The organism is Pradoshia sp. TA40_28, assembly GCF_059694525.1.
The window spans coordinates 126051-143219 of sequence record NZ_JCATZO010000003.1; the positions used below are offsets into that span (position 1 = coordinate 126051).

14 protein-coding genes, 1 other RNA gene and 1 other annotated feature are annotated in these 17169 nt (G+C 39.3%); of the genes, 2 read left to right on the forward strand and 13 right to left on the reverse strand.

What is annotated here, in order from left to right; genetic code table 11:
* Positions 1-48: 48 nt before the first annotated feature.
* The 3 genes from mnmA to cymR are packed head-to-tail and all read right to left on the reverse strand — an operon-like array spanning position 49 to position 2787.
* A complete protein-coding gene (mnmA, locus tag AC58NB_RS04750) occupies positions 49-1164 on the reverse strand; it encodes a tRNA 2-thiouridine(34) synthase MnmA (RefSeq protein WP_497425909.1) in 1116 nt (371 codons plus the stop codon).
* Positions 1165-1184: 20 nt separating this feature from the next.
* Positions 1185-2327: a cysteine desulfurase family protein gene (locus tag AC58NB_RS04755; RefSeq protein WP_497425677.1), complete on the reverse strand. Its 1143-nt coding sequence runs from the start codon at positions 2325-2327 to the stop codon at positions 1185-1187.
* 37 nt (positions 2328-2364) lie between these two features.
* Positions 2365-2787, reverse strand: coding sequence for a cysteine metabolism transcriptional regulator CymR (gene cymR / locus AC58NB_RS04760; RefSeq protein ID WP_497425678.1), 423 nt, complete (start codon positions 2785-2787; stop codon positions 2365-2367).
* Between the two features lie 260 nt (positions 2788-3047).
* Between cymR and AC58NB_RS04765 the strand changes: the two genes are divergently transcribed.
* On the forward strand, positions 3048-4334 hold the full coding sequence (locus AC58NB_RS04765) for a replication-associated recombination protein A (RefSeq protein WP_497425679.1): 1287 nt from the start codon (positions 3048-3050) through the stop codon (positions 4332-4334).
* A 141-nt stretch (positions 4335-4475) separates the two neighbouring features.
* On the opposite strand, the gene AC58NB_RS04770 is transcribed toward AC58NB_RS04765, so the two are convergent.
* From AC58NB_RS04770 to AC58NB_RS04790, 5 genes are all read right to left on the reverse strand, one after another.
* Positions 4476-5237, reverse strand: a complete 762-nt coding sequence (locus AC58NB_RS04770) for a tRNA threonylcarbamoyladenosine dehydratase (RefSeq protein ID WP_497425680.1) — start codon at positions 5235-5237, stop codon at positions 4476-4478.
* A gap of 337 nt (positions 5238-5574) precedes the next feature.
* A non-coding RNA gene (gene ssrS / locus AC58NB_RS04775) (6S RNA) lies at positions 5575-5761 on the reverse strand.
* Positions 5762-5799: 38 nt separating this feature from the next.
* Positions 5800-7578 carry an aspartate--tRNA ligase gene (gene aspS / locus AC58NB_RS04780; RefSeq protein WP_497425681.1) on the reverse strand — a complete coding sequence of 593 codons (1779 nt, stop codon included), beginning with the start codon at positions 7576-7578 and terminating at the stop codon, positions 5800-5802.
* A 14-nt stretch (positions 7579-7592) separates the two neighbouring features.
* A complete protein-coding gene (gene hisS / locus AC58NB_RS04785) occupies positions 7593-8867 on the reverse strand; it encodes a histidine--tRNA ligase (protein WP_497425682.1) in 1275 nt (424 codons plus the stop codon).
* 99 nt (positions 8868-8966) lie between these two features.
* Positions 8967-9201, reverse strand: a binding site (T-box leader).
* A 55-nt stretch (positions 9202-9256) separates the two neighbouring features.
* Positions 9257-9433 (reverse strand): hypothetical protein, encoded by a 177-nt coding sequence (locus AC58NB_RS04790; protein WP_491075958.1) that lies wholly within the window; start codon positions 9431-9433, stop codon positions 9257-9259.
* 138 nt (positions 9434-9571) lie between these two features.
* On the opposite strand from AC58NB_RS04790, the gene AC58NB_RS04795 reads away from it, so the two are divergent.
* Positions 9572-10825, forward strand: coding sequence for an N-acetylmuramoyl-L-alanine amidase family protein (locus AC58NB_RS04795; protein ID WP_497425683.1), 1254 nt, complete (start codon positions 9572-9574; stop codon positions 10823-10825).
* An 81-nt stretch (positions 10826-10906) separates the two neighbouring features.
* Here AC58NB_RS04795 and dtd read toward each other — a convergent pair whose 3' ends face one another.
* The 5 genes from dtd to AC58NB_RS04820 all read right to left on the reverse strand — a co-directional run bounded on the left by dtd (position 10907) and on the right by AC58NB_RS04820 (position 17028).
* Complete coding sequence (gene dtd / locus AC58NB_RS04800) at positions 10907-11350, reverse strand: D-aminoacyl-tRNA deacylase (protein WP_497425684.1); 444 nt, start codon at positions 11348-11350, stop codon at positions 10907-10909.
* An 11-nt stretch (positions 11351-11361) separates the two neighbouring features.
* Positions 11362-13557 carry a RelA/SpoT family protein gene (locus AC58NB_RS04805; RefSeq protein ID WP_497425685.1) on the reverse strand — a complete coding sequence of 732 codons (2196 nt, stop codon included), beginning with the start codon at positions 13555-13557 and terminating at the stop codon, positions 11362-11364.
* 237 nt (positions 13558-13794) lie between these two features.
* Complete coding sequence (locus AC58NB_RS04810) at positions 13795-14307, reverse strand: adenine phosphoribosyltransferase (protein WP_497425686.1); 513 nt, start codon at positions 14305-14307, stop codon at positions 13795-13797.
* Positions 14298-16667 (reverse strand): single-stranded-DNA-specific exonuclease RecJ, encoded by a 2370-nt coding sequence (gene recJ, locus AC58NB_RS04815; protein ID WP_497425687.1) that lies wholly within the window; start codon positions 16665-16667, stop codon positions 14298-14300. The genes AC58NB_RS04810 and recJ overlap by 10 nt, the downstream gene beginning before the upstream one ends.
* A 70-nt stretch (positions 16668-16737) precedes the next feature.
* Positions 16738-17028, reverse strand: coding sequence for a LapA family protein (locus tag AC58NB_RS04820; protein WP_497425688.1), 291 nt, complete (start codon positions 17026-17028; stop codon positions 16738-16740).
* Positions 17029-17169: the final 141 nt, after the last annotated feature.

Genomic DNA, 17169 nt, shown 5'->3' on the forward strand with positions numbered 1-17169 from the left:
CCTGTTTCTTTACGAAACAGACTATCCACATTCAATTAGCTATTTTATTTACCCAACATAATCAAGCTTTAAACCTTTTTTATAAACTTTATCGATGGTACCTCCACCCAGACAAACTTCACCGTCATAAAAGACTGCGGCTTGCCCCGGAGTCACCGCTCTAATAGGTTCAGCAAAAATAACTTCTGCTTGATTGTTATCCAGTACTTTCACGGTTACTTTATTATCTGCCTGACGATATCTGAATTTAGCCGTACATTCAAATATATCACCTGGTTTTCTTTCAGAGATCCAGTTCATTTTATCTGCGATAATGGAATCGGAATAGAGGCTGTCATGGTGAAAGCCTTGCTCGACTAGGAGAATATTTTTTTCTAAATCCTTCCCAACCGCAAACCACGGTTCGCCGCTTCCGCCAATTCCAAGTCCATGGCGCTGTCCCAATGTGTAATACATAAGTCCATCATGCTTACCTTTAAGTTCCCCGCTCATCGTTCTCATCTCGCCAGGCTTGGCAGGCAAATATTGACCAAGGAATTCCTTAAAGTTACGCTCACCAATAAAACAGATTCCTGTGGAATCTTTCTTAGTAGCCGTTGGAAGACCAGCTTCCAGAGCGATTTCTCTGATTTTCGGCTTATCATATTCACCAATCGGGAACATGACTTTGCTTAATTGTTCCTGAGTTAATTGGTTAAGAAAATAAGTCTGATCCTTATTTTCATCCAATCCTCTCAACATTTTATATTCTCCATCCAAATAAGCTACACGGGCATAATGTCCTGTCGCCAGATAATCTGCCCCCAAATTCATCGCATGCTCAAGGAAGGCTTTAAATTTAATTTCTTTATTACACATAACATCAGGATTTGGTGTGCGACCCGCCTTATATTCTTCAAGGAAATAGGTAAACACTTTATCCCAATATTGTTTTTCGAAATTGACCGCATAGTAGGGGATTCCGATGTGGTTACAAACACGGATGACATCTTCATAGTCTTCCGTAGCTGTACAAACGCCGTTTTCATCAGTATCATCCCAGTTTTTCATAAAAATTCCTACAACGTCATAGCCCTGCTCTTTTAACAGATAGGCTGCAACAGAAGAATCCACTCCACCGGACATTCCGACAACGACTCTAGTTTCCGCTGGGGATTTCATTATATACTTCACCTCGAACCTTTCTACTTCACTAATCGATTAATAACACCTACAGCAATCTTCGCTGCTTTTTCTACTTCTTGTTCCGTATTTCCCTGGCCAAAACTGAAACGTATTGAATTTTTCGTACGCTCGGAATCTTTGCCAAACATAGAGACGAGCACATGTGATGGTTCAATCGAACCAGCTGTACAAGCAGACCCACTCGAAACAGCTACACCCGCCAAATCCATATTGACTAAAAATGCCTCGACATTCGATCCTGGAAAACTAATATTCAAAACATGCGGCAAGGAATCGTCCAGCTTACCATTAATGGAATAGGCAATGCCTGATTCATCAAATACCTGTATCATGATTTTTTTAAAGTTTTGGTATTGCTTTGCTTTCGTATCCCGTGTGTGAGATATCAACTCAGCTGCCTTTGCAAAGCCAACTGCACCAGGCACATTTTCTGTTCCAGCCCGGCGTTTTCTTTCCTGTTCGCCACCAAGAAGCAATGGTTTAAATGGTACGCCTTTTCGTGCATATAAGAAGCCAATACCTTTCGGACCATTAATTTTATGTGCGGAGACACTTAAGAAATCGACAGCTAGTTCACGAACTGAAATAGGAATGATTCCATATGCCTGTACTGCATCAGTATGAAATAATGCCTGATGATTTTCTAATAGCCGGCCTATTTCCTGAATCGGCTGTATGGAACCCACCTCATTATTTCCGAACATAATTGTAACTAAAATCGTATCCTCACGTAAAGCTGATTGAACGGACTCAACCGTAATTAACCCCTCTTCATTGACAGGCAGATACGTAACCTCGTATCCCTCTTTCTCAAGTGCCTGACATGTATGGAGGACAGCATGATGTTCAATCTCTGAAGTGATAATATGCCTTCCTTTATCCTTCATGGCTTGTACACTGCTCATTATTGCTGCGTTATCCGCTTCAGTACCACCGCTGGTGAAGATGATTTCATCTATTTGCGCACCAATACTTTCAGCCAATACTTTTCTTGCATCATCAATTAGCTTTCTCGATTCTCTGCCGAATTGGTGAATGCTTGATGGATTTCCGTATGTTTTCTTCATAATCTCCGTCATCACATCAATAACTTCTGGATGCATAGGCGTTGTCGCTGCATGATCCATATAAATCCGTTCCATGGCCTATACCTCCTTTGCCAAACAAAAATTCTTTATATTAAATGTAGAACATATATGATTGAGTAGCTTCATCATCCTCTTCATAGGATGCCAAATCTTCCAAAGTTGTATGATCCAAAACATCCTTAACAGCATCTCTGATTTTAATCCATAATTGCCGTTTAACGGGTTCTTCATCCTCAATGCCTTCAACCGGTGTAATCGGGCCTTCAAGGACTCTAATCACATCACCTGCTGTAATCTCATGTGGATCTTTCGTTAATTTATAGCCGCCATAGGCGCCCCTGACACTTTTTACAAGTCCTGCATTACGCAAGGGGGTAACCAATTGTTCCAAATAGTGTTCGGACAAATCATTTGATTGTGCTATTGATTTCAGGGAAGTAGGACCTTCTCCATGTTTCTTAGCTAATTCAATCATTATGGTAAGTCCATATCTTCCTTTGGTCGATATTTTCATTTCTTAGCACCTCAGCCTTACATTTAGTCTACAAAAGTATACCATACCTTAATTCATTGCCCATATTCAATGGCTCAACACAATTCTTATTCATTTTTTTCTCTTTTCTCTTTAATCATAGTAAAAAAAACCAATCTCGACTATAGGAAATCTCATGAAAGAGTGAAATTCTCTACTTTTTCACACAAACGAAAATATAGGAATACGATCGGTTTATCGATATAATGAAATCATCTGGAAGCAAAGTGGAGGTAATTTAGGTGAACACTGAACCACTCGCATATCGTATGCGCCCCAAAAACTTAGATGAAATCATTGGTCAAAAAGATTGCATAGGCAAACAAACCAGTTTATATAAAATGATTAAAAACGGACATGTCCCTTCCATGTTGTTATACGGTGAACCCGGAATTGGAAAAACATCTATTGCTTACGCGATAGCTGGAACAACCAAAATACCCTTTATTGCATTAAATGCAACCACCGCTGGCAAAAAAGACATTGAAGCAGTTGTGGATGAAACGCGTCTGACCGGACAGGTTATTCTATTTCTCGATGAGATCCACCGATTCAATAAGGCACAGCAGGATTATCTTCTTCCCCATGTTGAACGAGGAGATATTATATTAATCGGAGCCACAACAGAAAACCCCTTCCATGATGTCAATCCGGCTATACGGAGCCGTTGCGGTCAAATCAAGCAACTTAAACGGTTATCTGTAGAAGAAACCATCACATTGCTTCAAAGAGCTTTGGCTGATGAAAAAAACGGACTGGGTAAAATGGATATTAGAATCACTGATGAACAAATAAAAAAAATGGCCCTTAACTCAAATGGAGATGCCAGAAAAGCACTGACACTGCTGGAATCTGTTGTGTACTCATCAACGAGAGATGAGGATACCTATATCATTGAGGATGAAATCATTGATGATTTAGGTGGAAATATAGGGGTTTATGGCGATAAAAAAGGATCAAACTTTTATAATCTGTTATCTGCCCTGCAAAAGAGTATAAGGGGAAGCGATGTTCATGCTGCTTTATATTATTTGGCTCATCTTCTTGAAATCGGTGACTTGGTCGCAGTCAATCGTCGGCTCCTAGTCATTGCCTATGAAGATATCGGTCTCGCTAATTCTTCTGTCGGAAATAATGTATTGGCAGCTGTAACCGCGAGTGAACGACTCGGGCTTCCTGAAGCTCGAATCCCGCTTTCAAATGCGGTCGTGGAAATGTGTCTGTCATCAAAATCTAATTCCGCCTATAAGGCACTGGATCAAGCAATTGCCGATATTCGAAATGGCAAAGTTGGAGAGATTCCTAAACATTTACGTGATACCCATTATTCCGGTTCCAAAGAGCTCGGGCATGTTGGATATAAATATCCTCATGATTACCCGATCGGTACATTCGGCGGCTGGGTAAAACAAGACTATCTTCCGGACAATTTAAAGGGAACAACCTATTATGAACCGATTGAATCCGGCGAGGAGAAACGATTAGCCGCCATTTATGAAAGACTGGAACAATTTAAACATAAACAGTAAAAAAGATTGGCTTCCATTGTACTGCACCCCAGAGTTTGAATCTCTTTTTGGGGGTCACAACAACATGGAGGCCAATCTTTTTTATGCGGAGGAAATATCGCTCTTTAGTTAGCCATACTTCCATCCTACCTTATTATTTCGTTAATCATTTACACGTTTAATTTTTACTTCTTTCAGCGCTTCTCTTACGACCCAGCTTGCTGCAATCAACCCTGCTGTAGATGGAACAAATGCATTGGATGAAGGAGGAAATTTAGCTTTACGTATATCAGCATCCTGATTACCGACCACTTTTGTTACTTCATCAAATGGTACGATTGGGCTTTCGTCAGAAAAGACAACTGGAATCCCTTTTTTGATTCCTTCTTTCTTTAACCTCGTACGAATGACTTTCGCTAATGGATCTGTATGTGTTTTGGATATATCCGCAATTTTAAAGCGAGTTGGATCCATTTTATTGGCAGCGCCCATACTAGAGATAATGGGTATATTCCTTTTTAAACATTCTTTCATCAAGTGGATTTTATAAATAATAGTATCAGAAGCGTCAACCACATAATCAGGTTTATACGTAAAGAAATCCTCATATGTTTCCTCTGTATAAAACATCTTTAATGCAATCACTTCACAATCCGGATTGATATCTAGAATACGTTTTTTCATCGCATCTACTTTTTGTTCGCCAACAGTGGATAATAATGCATGAATTTGCCTGTTAACGTTTGTGATATCAATATCATCTTTATCTACTAATATTAAGGTACCTACACCGGAACGTGCCAAGGCTTCAGCGGCAAAGGAACCTACACCGCCAACACCGAGAATTGCTACAGTTGTGTTTTTTAATATTTCCAGGCCATCTTTTCCGATCGCCAATTCATTACGTGAGAATTGATGCAACATGAATAGCTCCACTCCAATTTCATTTTCATATTTATTTGTTTTAATTTCCTATAATTTCTTCCCTAAACATTTTGAGCTTTTTCCAAGCGAATCTTTTACCTTGTATTTTATACGACCCGTTTTACTGTCGTAAAATACAGTTCTGCTGACTAATCAATGCACTGCTCACTATTCGTACTTTTCCATACAAACGTTTCAACTTATCGATTTATAATACCATACTTTCCTACTAGGAATGAATGGATTTATTATTCAACAGTATACAGGGACAAATATTTTTTAAATAAAAAACCCATTGCAGCAGATGCAATGGGTTCAACCATTCGTTTGTATGTATAGACGTCCCAAATTGTGCCGTTTGATGCCTGGTGCTTTGGCCCGCCCTCGGCAGGTGGGTGTCCTGTTCCTCTATATTGCAAGTCCTCCACGAAAAAGGCATTTGCGCAAGTGGTAAACCCGGACTCCCGTTAATAGAAATGTTCGGTCAAAACAAAAAGGATGCATAACGTACACTTCAGGACGTCTATTTGATTGATTTTATTTTATCAAATTCAGATTATTTTTACAAGTTTGTTTTCGTTTTTGAGACCTTTAGACTAAGTTCTTTAAGCTGGCTGTCTGATACTTCACTAGGCGCATTAGTCAACAGGCAGCTGGCACTTGCAGTCTTAGGAAACGCGATGGTATCACGTAAGTTGGTACGACCTGCGAGCAACATAACCATACGATCCAATCCTAATGCAATTCCACCATGCGGAGGAGTCCCGTATTCAAATGCTTCCATTAAGAATCCAAATTGCTCATTTGCTTCTTCAGGCGTGAAACCAAGCACTTTAAACATTTTTTCCTGGATATCCCGTTCAAAGATACGTAAGCTTCCGCCACCCAATTCATACCCATTTAACACAAGGTCATAGGCAATCGCTTTTACTTCACCAGGATTTTCATCAAGCAATGGAATATCTTCTCTAACAGGCATCGTAAACGGATGGTGTGCTGCATAATATCTGCCATCTTCTTCTTTATATTCAAGCAACGGCCAGTCTGTTACCCATAGGAAATTAAATTTACTTTCATCAATTAAGTTTAAGTCTTTACCTAATTTATTTCGTAAATTACCTAGAGCGTCAGCTACAACAGATTTTTTATCAGCAACAAATAGCAGCAAATCTCCTGCTTCAGCACCAGTAACCTCGATTAAACCTTTACCATCTTCATCTTGGAAGAATTTCGCAATAGGTCCCTTAAGACCTTCTTCTTCCATCTTCATCCAAGCAAGACCTTTTGCTCCATAACGGGCAGCAAATTCACCCAAAGCATCAATGTCTTTTCTGGAGTAATTGGAAGCAGCACCTTTTACGTTCAGTGCTTTAACCTGCCCACCAGATTCCACAGCACCTGCGAACACTTTAAAGCCAGAATCTTTAACGACATTACTCACATCAATTAATTCCATTGCAAAACGAGTATCTGGTTTATCAGATCCATAACGGCTCATTGCTTCGTCATATGTCATCCTTGGCAATGGCAAAGTAAGATTCATACCCTTTACATCTTTCATCACTTTTGCCATCATGCGTTCCGTAAGGTCCTGGATATCTTCCTGACTCATAAAGCTTGTTTCAATATCGATTTGTGTAAATTCTGGCTGACGGTCTGCACGCAAGTCTTCATCACGGAAACAGCGCGCCACTTGATAATAGCGTTCGATTCCAGAAACCATCAACAATTGCTTGAAGATTTGTGGAGATTGTGGCAATGCATAGAATTCACCTTCATGTACACGGCTTGGCACCAAGTAATCACGTGCGCCTTCCGGTGTGCTCTTTGTTAAGATTGGTGTCTCAATATCTAGGAAACCTTCTTCGTCCAAAAAGTCTCGCATAGCTTTGGTAGCTTTATGTCTCATTTTAAATGTCTCAAACATGACCGGACGACGAAGATCCAAATAACGATAAGATAAACGAAGATCCTCAGATACTTCTTCGTTATCCGTAATCGCGAATGGAGGGGTTTTGGATTCGTTAATAATCGTTACCTCTTCCGCCTGCAATTCAATGCTGCCCGTTTTAAGGTTACTATTTATCGTACCCTCTTCACGCGCCACAACTTTTCCTCGTACGCTCAGTACATACTCACTTCTAATTTTTTCAGCTAGACTTAAGGCTTCAGGTGATAAATCTGGGTTAAATACAACTTGGACAATCCCTGTACGGTCTCTTAAATCGATAAAAATCAACCCGCCAAGGTCACGTCTTTTTTGGACCCATCCTTTGACAGTGATTTCTTCCCCGATTGCTGTTACCGGTACTTCTCCGCAAAAATATGTTCTTCCGTACACTGTAATTCCTCCTCTTATTTTCCCAGTTTAGTATTTAATTCTGCTACTAACTCAGCGAGACCCACTTGCTGTTGCTCACCGGTTTGCATATTTTTTAAAGATATTTTATTTTCTTTCAGCTCATCTTCTCCAAGGACAGCCACAAATTTGGCATTTACGCGATCAGCCGCCTTAAATTGGCCTTTTGCTTTTCGGTCGGAATAATCTTTTTCAGCTGAAATTCCATTGCTTCGCAACTCATCTACGAGTTTCACAGAGTAATCCTTTGCTTCATCGCCAAGCGATACAATAAAACAATCCACACTTTTTTCTACTGGCAGCTCTATCTTTTCAACTTCAAGAGCGGATAACAATCTTTCAATACTTAAGGCAAATCCAATACCTGGAGTTTCCGGTCCTCCTACTTCCTGTACAAGCCCGTTATAACGACCGCCTCCACAAAGGGTTGTTATCGCTCCAAATCCTTCAGAGTCCAGCATAATTTCAAAAGCTGTATGATTATAATAATCAAGCCCCCGAACCAAGCCCGGATCCACGACATATGAAATTCCGATTGCATCTAAGTATGCTTTCACCTTGTTAAAATATTGAGTAGACTCATCATTCAAATAATCAATAATGGAAGGTGCGTTTGCCATTAATTCGTGATTGCGGTCCTCTTTACAATCCAGTATTCGCAAAGGATTTCGTTCCAATCTATTCTTACAGTTCGGGCAAAATTCCTCAATACGAGGCTTAAAGTGTGCAATTAAGGCTTCTCTGTGTTTCGTACGGCTTTCTTTATCTCCAAGACTGTTTATGACAAGCTTTAGATTTTTTAACCCTAGCTTTTTATAGATATTCATCGCTAATGAAATAACTTCTGCATCAATCGCTGGATCAGAACTACCCAGAGCTTCTACACCAAACTGTACAAATTGTCTGAAGCGCCCTGCCTGTGGACGCTCGTATCGGAACATTGGTCCAATATAAAATAATTTAACAGGCTGAATCGCATTCCCATACATTTTATTTCCGACAAAGGAACGAACAACAGCTGCCGTACCTTCCGGGCGCAACGTTAAGCTACGGTTTCCCTTATCCGTAAATGTATACATTTCTTTTTGCACAATATCCGTCGTATCTCCTACACCTTTTTCGAATAACTCTGTACTTTCGAAAATCGGCGTGCGTATTTCTTGATACTGATACACGGAACAAATTTCTTTAGCTACTTCTTCAATATACTGCCATTTTTCTGATTGACCAGGAAGGATATCCTGGGTACCCCTTGGTATTTGGACGGCCATATCAAACTTCCTCCTTAAACTGCAATCTATAACAAATTCCAATTGGCATGGCTTGGTAATTTTAGGTAAAATAAAAACAACTCCCAGTCCCATGCATATGCAAGGGACGGGAGTTGTTGCCCGCGGTGCCACCCTAGTTGGAGCATAAAAAAAGCTCCCACTTTTACAGTTAACGCCTGTTTAACGTTCATCCCCTACTAGAACTTACGTTTTTTCAGGGCGAAACCTACGGTGTGTTCGTTCATAAAGGCACATGTAGAAGTGTTTTCAGCCTAAGACACTTCTTCTCTGATCATGTGTAATCTAAATTACTCTTCACCATCATTGGTCTGTAATATATGTATTTTCATTTAATTAATATTACGAAGTAACTTCCTTATTGTCAACCCTTAAGAACGCTCAAGTTTCTTTTTTAATTGTTTTACATCTCTGATGGACAAGCCAAATTCTGAAGCAAGCTCCATCATGGAATTATTCTGTTCCTTAATTAAAAAATCATGAAAATCTACACCAAATATTTGATTACTTGCATTTTGTGTGATGGATCCTTTTTCACTGTATCTCATAACAATACACCCCTTATTGGTTTAACTACAAATGGTCTTACTCAGTATTCCCGACTGTCTAATGTATCTTTCATAAAAAAAATATTTTTCTTTTTTAAATGACCATGATTTGATTATTAAGAAAAGGAATGATTCATATTGAAAAAAACCATATTCATTTTTTTAGGTATCGCACTCCTATTTACACCGTTGAAAAATAGTACGATGATTGCACAAGCAACAATGGAAAAAGCTGTGGTTAATGGGCAATCCGCTTATGTTCGGACTGGACCTACAATAACCGATCCAATTATCGATGAGATTTATTCAGGCAGCGAGTACAATGTTGTTGATACAAAGGGAGATTGGATCAAAATTAAACAAAGTGGCTTAAAATCAGGATGGGTTTTTGAGCGGCTTGTGACAGGCTATGAGAAAGCAGACCTCTCGTCCGATTCAGGCATTGTTACGGCAGATGGTCTGCGGATTCGGACTGGCCCCGGTACTGAGTTTAAGGTACTTGGTAATCTTCCCATTGGCACAGTCATTCGGATTTCAGAGGTACGAAATGGTTGGATCTCTTTCACCTATGAGGACAATCAGGGTTGGGTTAACAGCCAATACATAGAGCAGCATCTCTCACAAGAATCATCAAAGAAAGTTAGGATTACAGCTTCGGAATTAATGGTTCGGAAATCTGAAACATCCTCTAGTCCAACCATTGGAAAGGTACAGAAGGATCAGGTCTATACTGTACTCGACCAAAAAGATAACATGTATAAGATTAAGCTTCCTTCTAAAAAAGCTGGATGGATTCCAAGTTGGTACGCAGGTTCTGAGGGCGAACAGGATATTATTCTTCAAAGAGAAGGATTAAAGGGGAAAACCATCATACTCGATGCTGGACATGGAGGGACTGATAGTGGAGCATCCGGACCAGCCGGTACATTGGAAAAGAATCTAACGCTTTATTCCGTAAACCTTGCCTATGAAAAATTGAAAAGAGCGGGAGCAAATGTCATCATGACACGCTCAAGCGATCGATATGTCACATTAAACGCCAGAGCTAATCTTTCCTATATGAATTCAGCCGATGCCTTTATCAGTTTTCATTATGATAGCAATCATAACGGCAATAAAAGTGGTATAAAAACGTATTATTACTATTCCTATCAAAAGAAACTGGCCGCAACCATCCAAAAGCATTTACTTCAAAATAATATCGCCTTAAACAATCAGGGCATTAAGCAGAGTAGCCTTTTTGTGTTACGCGAAAACCGGCAGCCGGCTATTTTACTGGAATTAGGGTATATCAATAATCCTGCAGAGGAAGCTTTTATGCAAACGGAACATTATCAGGAGACCATCACAGACGGTCTTGTAAACGGGCTTGCTGCTTACTTTACTAATTAGGTTACATGCAAAAGAAAAGCACTCCATTCATTAGATTTATATCTAAGAAATGGAGTGCTTTAGAGTCGAGCTCTTTTTGTTTTAATTTTTACTTTCTAGGATAAGTGTTACAGGTCCATCGTTGATAAGCTCTACATCCATCATTGCCCCGAATTTACCCGTCTCAACTTTTATCCCTTCTTCTCTTAACATCGCATTAAATACTTCATATAATCTTGCGGCTTCATCCGGTTTGGCAGCTGCCATAAAGTTTGGACGTCTTCCTTTGCGGCAATCACCATACAACGTAAATTGTGAAACCGATAAAATTTCGCCGCCCACATCAAGCAGTGAATGGTTCATCTTCATATTGTCATCTTCAAATATTCGAAGATGGACAATTTTATCAGCAAGGTAGCGGCAGTCTTCTTCCGTATCTTCATGCGTGACTCCAACTAATAACACCAATCCTGAAGTGATTTCACCAACTGTTTCACCGTCGACACTCACTGATGCAGCCTTTGATCTTTGTAATACCACTTTCATTTCCTTGGCCCCTAACTCATAATTCGTCTTACAGAATAAATGTCAGAAATCTGTTTAATACGATCTACAACCCTTTGTAAATGGCTAACATTAAAAATGGCTATAGACATGGTAATGGTTGCACTTTTATTTCGGTCTGTGCGTCCTGAAACGGCCGTAATATTTGTTTTTGTTTCATTTACTGCCTGAAGTACTTCATTTAGCAAACCGTTGCGGTCAAATCCATTTATTTCGATGTCCACATTATATTCTTTGCGAACGCTCTGACTGCTTTCCCATTCAACCGGGATGATACGTTCTTGGCTTTCTTCATCCAAAACATTAACACAGTCTGCTCGATGGACTGAAACACCGCGTCCTTTAGTGATGTATCCAACAATTTCATCACCCGGAACCGGATTACAACAGCGTGATAATCTAATTAGCATATTGTCAATGCCTTTTACACGTACTCCGGAATCTTTCTTCTTCGTTTTCGGGATCATTCGCAATTCTGATACGGCATCAACCAAACTTACTTCCTGATCCTTCTCTCTCTTTTTACGAAGCTTATCCGTTAACCTCGTCGCAATTTGAGCTGCTGTGATACCGTTATAGCCTACAGCTGCATACATGTCATCTTCATTCGCAAAATTGAATTTTTCTGCGACTTTACGCAAGTTCTCAGTTGTACAAACTTCTTTCACATCAAAATCCATTGCCTTAACTTCTTTATCAACCAATTCTTTGCCTTTTTCAATATTTTCTTCCCTGCGTTGCTTTTTAAAGAATTGTCTGATTTTATTTCGTGCCTGTGAAGTTTTAGCCAGCTTCAGCCAATCCTGACTTGGACCATAGGAATGTTTAGATGTGAGTATTTCAATAATATCCCCAGTTTTCAGTACATAGTCCAATGTAATCATTTTCCCATTTACCTTGGCGCCTATCGTTTTATTCCCGATTTCTGAGTGAACACGGTAAGCAAAATCAATCGGTACAGATCCTTTAGGAAGCTCATACACATCGCCTTTTGGTGAGAAAACGAAAACCATATCCGCAAATAAATCCAATTTAAGAGATTCCATGAATTCTTTTGCATCGGTGGAGGCATCCTGGAATTCGACAATCTCTCTAAACCAATCCAGCTTCTTATCCATACGTTCTGTAGAGGTTAAATCTTTGCCTTCTTTATATGCCCAGTGTGCTGCAATCCCAAATTCAGCTGTTCTGTGCATATCTGTCGTCCGAATCTGCACCTCTAAAGGTTCACCCTTTGGACCGATAATTGTCGTGTGAAGGGATTGGTACATATTTGCTTTCGGCATGGCTATATAATCTTTAAAACGACCAGGCATTGGCTTCCAGCATGTATGAATGATCCCAAGAACTGCATAGCAATCTTTAATACTATTTACAATAATACGAACGGCCATCAAATCATAAATCTCTTCAAACTGCTTATTTTGAATAGCCATTTTTCGGTAGATACTATAAATATGCTTCGGTCGTCCAAAAATATCGGCCTGAATAGAAACTTCAGTTAGCTTTTCTTTCATTCGGATAATGACATCGGATAGATATTCTTCCCGCTCCGCCCTCTTCTTTTTCATCAAATTCACAATACGATAGTATTGCTGAGGGTTTAAATAACGGAGAGCTGTATCTTCGAGTTCCCATTTAATCGTTGAAATACCGAGTCTATGCGCAAGTGGAGCAAATATTTCAAGCGTTTCATTGGCAATTCGGCGCTGCTTTTCAACAGGCAAATGCTTCAAGGTCCGCATATTATGCAGCCGGTCCGCCAATTTAATCATTATCACACGGATATCCTTAGCCATTGCTATAAACATTTTCCGATGATTCTCAGCTTGTTGCTCTTCCTTCGACTTATATTTAATTTTCCCAAGTTTCGTTACACCATCAACCAAAAGGGCTACTTCGTCGTTAAATGTTTCCTCAATGTCTTCCAGTGTTACAGATGTATCTTCTACTACGTCATGCAAAAATCCGCTCGCAACCGTAAATGTATCCATCTCTAAACCAACCAGGATCGCAGCAACTTGTATTGGATGAATAATATAAGGCTCACCTGATTTACGATATTGCTCCTTGTGAGCTTCTTTTGCGAATTCATACGCTTTTTCTAAAAAAGCCACATCTTTTTCATTCATATACTTTCTTGCATTATCAAAGACCTGCTCAGCCGTATAAATTTGCTCATTTGCCATGAAATCACCTTTTACTCCGTATTTCCACGTTTCCGCTTATAATTTATTATCTATGTTAAATTATTATCTATGTTAAACCAAATAGGTTAATCGTCAAAAAAAGAGGATTGGTTCTATTATCGTCAAAAAAAGTTTTCTTGTAAAGTAACGAACAAGATTTAATCTGATGTTTCGCTATTATTCGCACGTAAATAATATAAAAAGCGTTCTAATAAATAGAACGCCATTACTATATGCTTAATATTCCATTAATGTGAGGATATCATAACCGGCAAGTTTTTCTCTGCCTTCAAGGTATGTTAACTCAACTAAAAATGCTAATCCAGCCACAATTCCGCCAAGACCTTCAACTAACTTAATAGTGGCTTCCATTGTACCGCCTGTCGCCAATAGATCATCTGTAATCAAAACTCTCTGACCTGGTTTAATTGCATCTTTATGGATAGCTAACACATCTTTACCGTATTCTAAACCATATTCAACCTTAATCGTTTCTCTTGGAAGCTTACCTTCTTTACGCACTGGCGCAAAACCGACTTCCATAGCATAAGCAACCGGGCAGCCAATAATGAATCCGCGTGCTTCCGGCCCTACAATAATATCAATTTCTTTTTCCTTAGCAAACTTTACAATTTGATCGGTAGCATATTTATATGCTTTCCCATTATCCATAAGCGGAGTAATATCTTTAAATTTAATCCCCGGCTTCGGCCAATCCTCTACAATCTGTATATATTGTTTTAAATCCATTGCTCAGTTTCCTCCTTGTTTTCCTTACGGGAACGAATCAGGTTGCTGAAGTATTGAAAAAGCTGATTGAATGGCGCATATAAAAGTTCTTGTTCCAAAGCCATTCTTGCTTGTCTTTCCTGATAGGTTTTGGATTCCTGCAGATCCCGTTTCATACTACTTCTTACCAAATCGATGAGTCCGTTTCTTATTGTAACAAACTCTAGTTCAAAAAACACCTTTGTCATAAAATCAATATTTTCTTTAGACCAGCCCTTGTGAATAATCAGCATGGAACGCAAATCCTCAAATTGAATAGGTCCTTTTTTGGCCAGTAAGGCATAATACCATTTAAATTGGTCTCTTGTTGGAAATGCAGAAAAATAATCATTTTGAGTGGTCCGAAAGTAAATATACACTCTATTTGGCATTTCTCCAATAAAAAGTGCTTCTAATAAATCTTTTTGTGGTGGCAAATCTGCTAATATCACCTGATAGCCGTCTAATGATTCTTGTTTAGCGGCTTCCAAAGATGGTATATAGACAATTCGATCATTCTCTTTAGTATATTCCGGTAACCACTGTTTACTCTCTTCCTGGAAGAGAATGATTTTGCGTTGCTCCGGTACTGCCTGCAATTGAATTTTTCCATTTCCACTTCTGCAATCAAATAATTGCCAATTCTTCACGGCTATATCCTGTAAAAATAATTGTGGCTTTTTCACATTATTCCACTCATTTATAGCTAGTTCACCGATCACAGAGACGCTGGCTTGCGGAGATAAATGCTCCATAATTTCTCCCAGTCCAAACCCAATGCTGTCCAGGTCAATTCCGTTTTGCTCAATCTGAAGTTTAAGGTGCGTCTTATCCGCCCCAATTTTTCGGGAAGATGTCACCAGCGCATCCTCAATTAAGATCTTTGGTTTTGGATTTTGCATTCCATATGGAGCAAGCTGGGTCATTTGTTGAATGAGAGTTAATGATATTTCTTCGAGTGAAATTAAGCCATCAATCTCTGTTACAGGCTGGAAATCATCTTCCGTTAGAGTCTGATTGGCCTGGTCGATCAAGCGTTTCCTTAATACATCAACATCTTCTATTTTTAAAGTCATACCAGCTGCCATTGGATGCCCGCCAAAATGAGGAAGCAATTCTCTATTTAAAGATAAGTTCTGAAAAAGGTCAAAACCTCTAATGCTTCGTGCAGAACCTTTTGCCGTTCCCTTTTCACGATCGATACTTAAGACAATCGTCGGTCGATAATATTTTTCTACAAGCTTACTAGCTACAATCCCTACAACTCCAGTATTCCAGCCTTCATGAGCAATAACGAGCACCGGATTATTTTCAGGTGGATAATGCTTTTCAACGATCTCGATGGCTTCCATTGTCATTTCTTTAACAATCGATTGCCTCTCTTTATTCAGCAAGTCTATTTCATCTGCAATTAAATCTGCTTCTGCCTGATTTTCTGTAAGTAAAAGGTGTACAGCTGGATCCGCTGACTCCAATCTTCCTACAGCATTTATTCTTGGCGCTAATCCAAATCCGATGGAATCCTCATTAAAAGCTTCTCGCTGAATGCCTGCTTTTTGACAAAGTGCAATAATACCTGGTCTTGTTGATTTTTTTAACGCCTGGATTCCTTTAATGGCGATCAATCTATTTTCATCGTGAAGAGGAACCAAGTCTGCCACCGTTCCAATTGCAGCGATTCCAATCAATTCATCCGGCAATTCACCTAATAAAGCATGGGCCAGCTTCATCGCCACACCGGCACCGGCCAACTCAGAAAATGGATACGTTTCACCGGGTTTCTTCGGATGAAGGATTGCTAGTGCTTCCGGTAAAACCGGACCCGGTTCGTGGTGATCCGTTACAATATAATCCATTCCTAATTCTTTCGCTAACTGGGCTTCACTAATACCTGAGATACCGCAGTCTACCGTTATAAGCAAAGTCGTACCCTGTTCTTTAATGGTTCGAAAGGCCTGGTCATTTGGTCCATAACCCTCTGTAAATCGATTCGGAATATACCATGACACCTGCTCAGCTCCCATTAGTTTAAGAGCAAGCATTAAAATCGTTGTACTGCTGACACCGTCTGCATCATAGTCTCCAAATATAGTGATTTTTTCATCATTTTTTACAGCTTTAACAATCCTCTTTACAGCCTCTTCCATCCCAGAGAGTAAAAAAGGATCGTAGAAATCTTGCTGGGCTGCATACAAAAAAGACCGTGCCTCTTCAACGGTCTTTATACCTCTGTTGACCAATAAAGTAGCCACAATACGCGGCTGTTTTAGTTCATGCATAAATAAATTTATAGTTGTTTCATCGGCTTTCTTTACAAGCCAACGAGTTTTTGATTGTAACATATTGTCACCCCTGACCTATCTATTATAAAAAATTTCAAACAAAGGTTCAATGAGTGATTCTAAATAAATATTATTTTGGCTGAATATAAGAATCATCTTCTGGTGTCTCCTCATTCAAACTTTTATGTTCTTTTTTTAATTCTTTCATCTGTTTAGTTAAAGTAACAATCCGAACAGCCATTACAGAACCCACAATAATTCCACCCATGGCAACAGACCCTAAAATGACCAGGATCAAAGGCCAATGTGCCGTTCCAATAACATAATTAACATCTACTTTGTCCACATTGACAACGGCAAAAACAGCCACAATAATGGAAAAAACAATCCCAAGTATCACATACCATTGAAGTTTTTTCATGATCTCGTACTCCTTTTTTATGAAGATTTTATTTGGATTATGACAATTTAGATTAAGAATAAACGTATATAGTTTTAATTCCCTTATCTCCAAGGGAAAAAACAAATTAGAATAAATCTTTTCAAGTCTATTAATCACCTA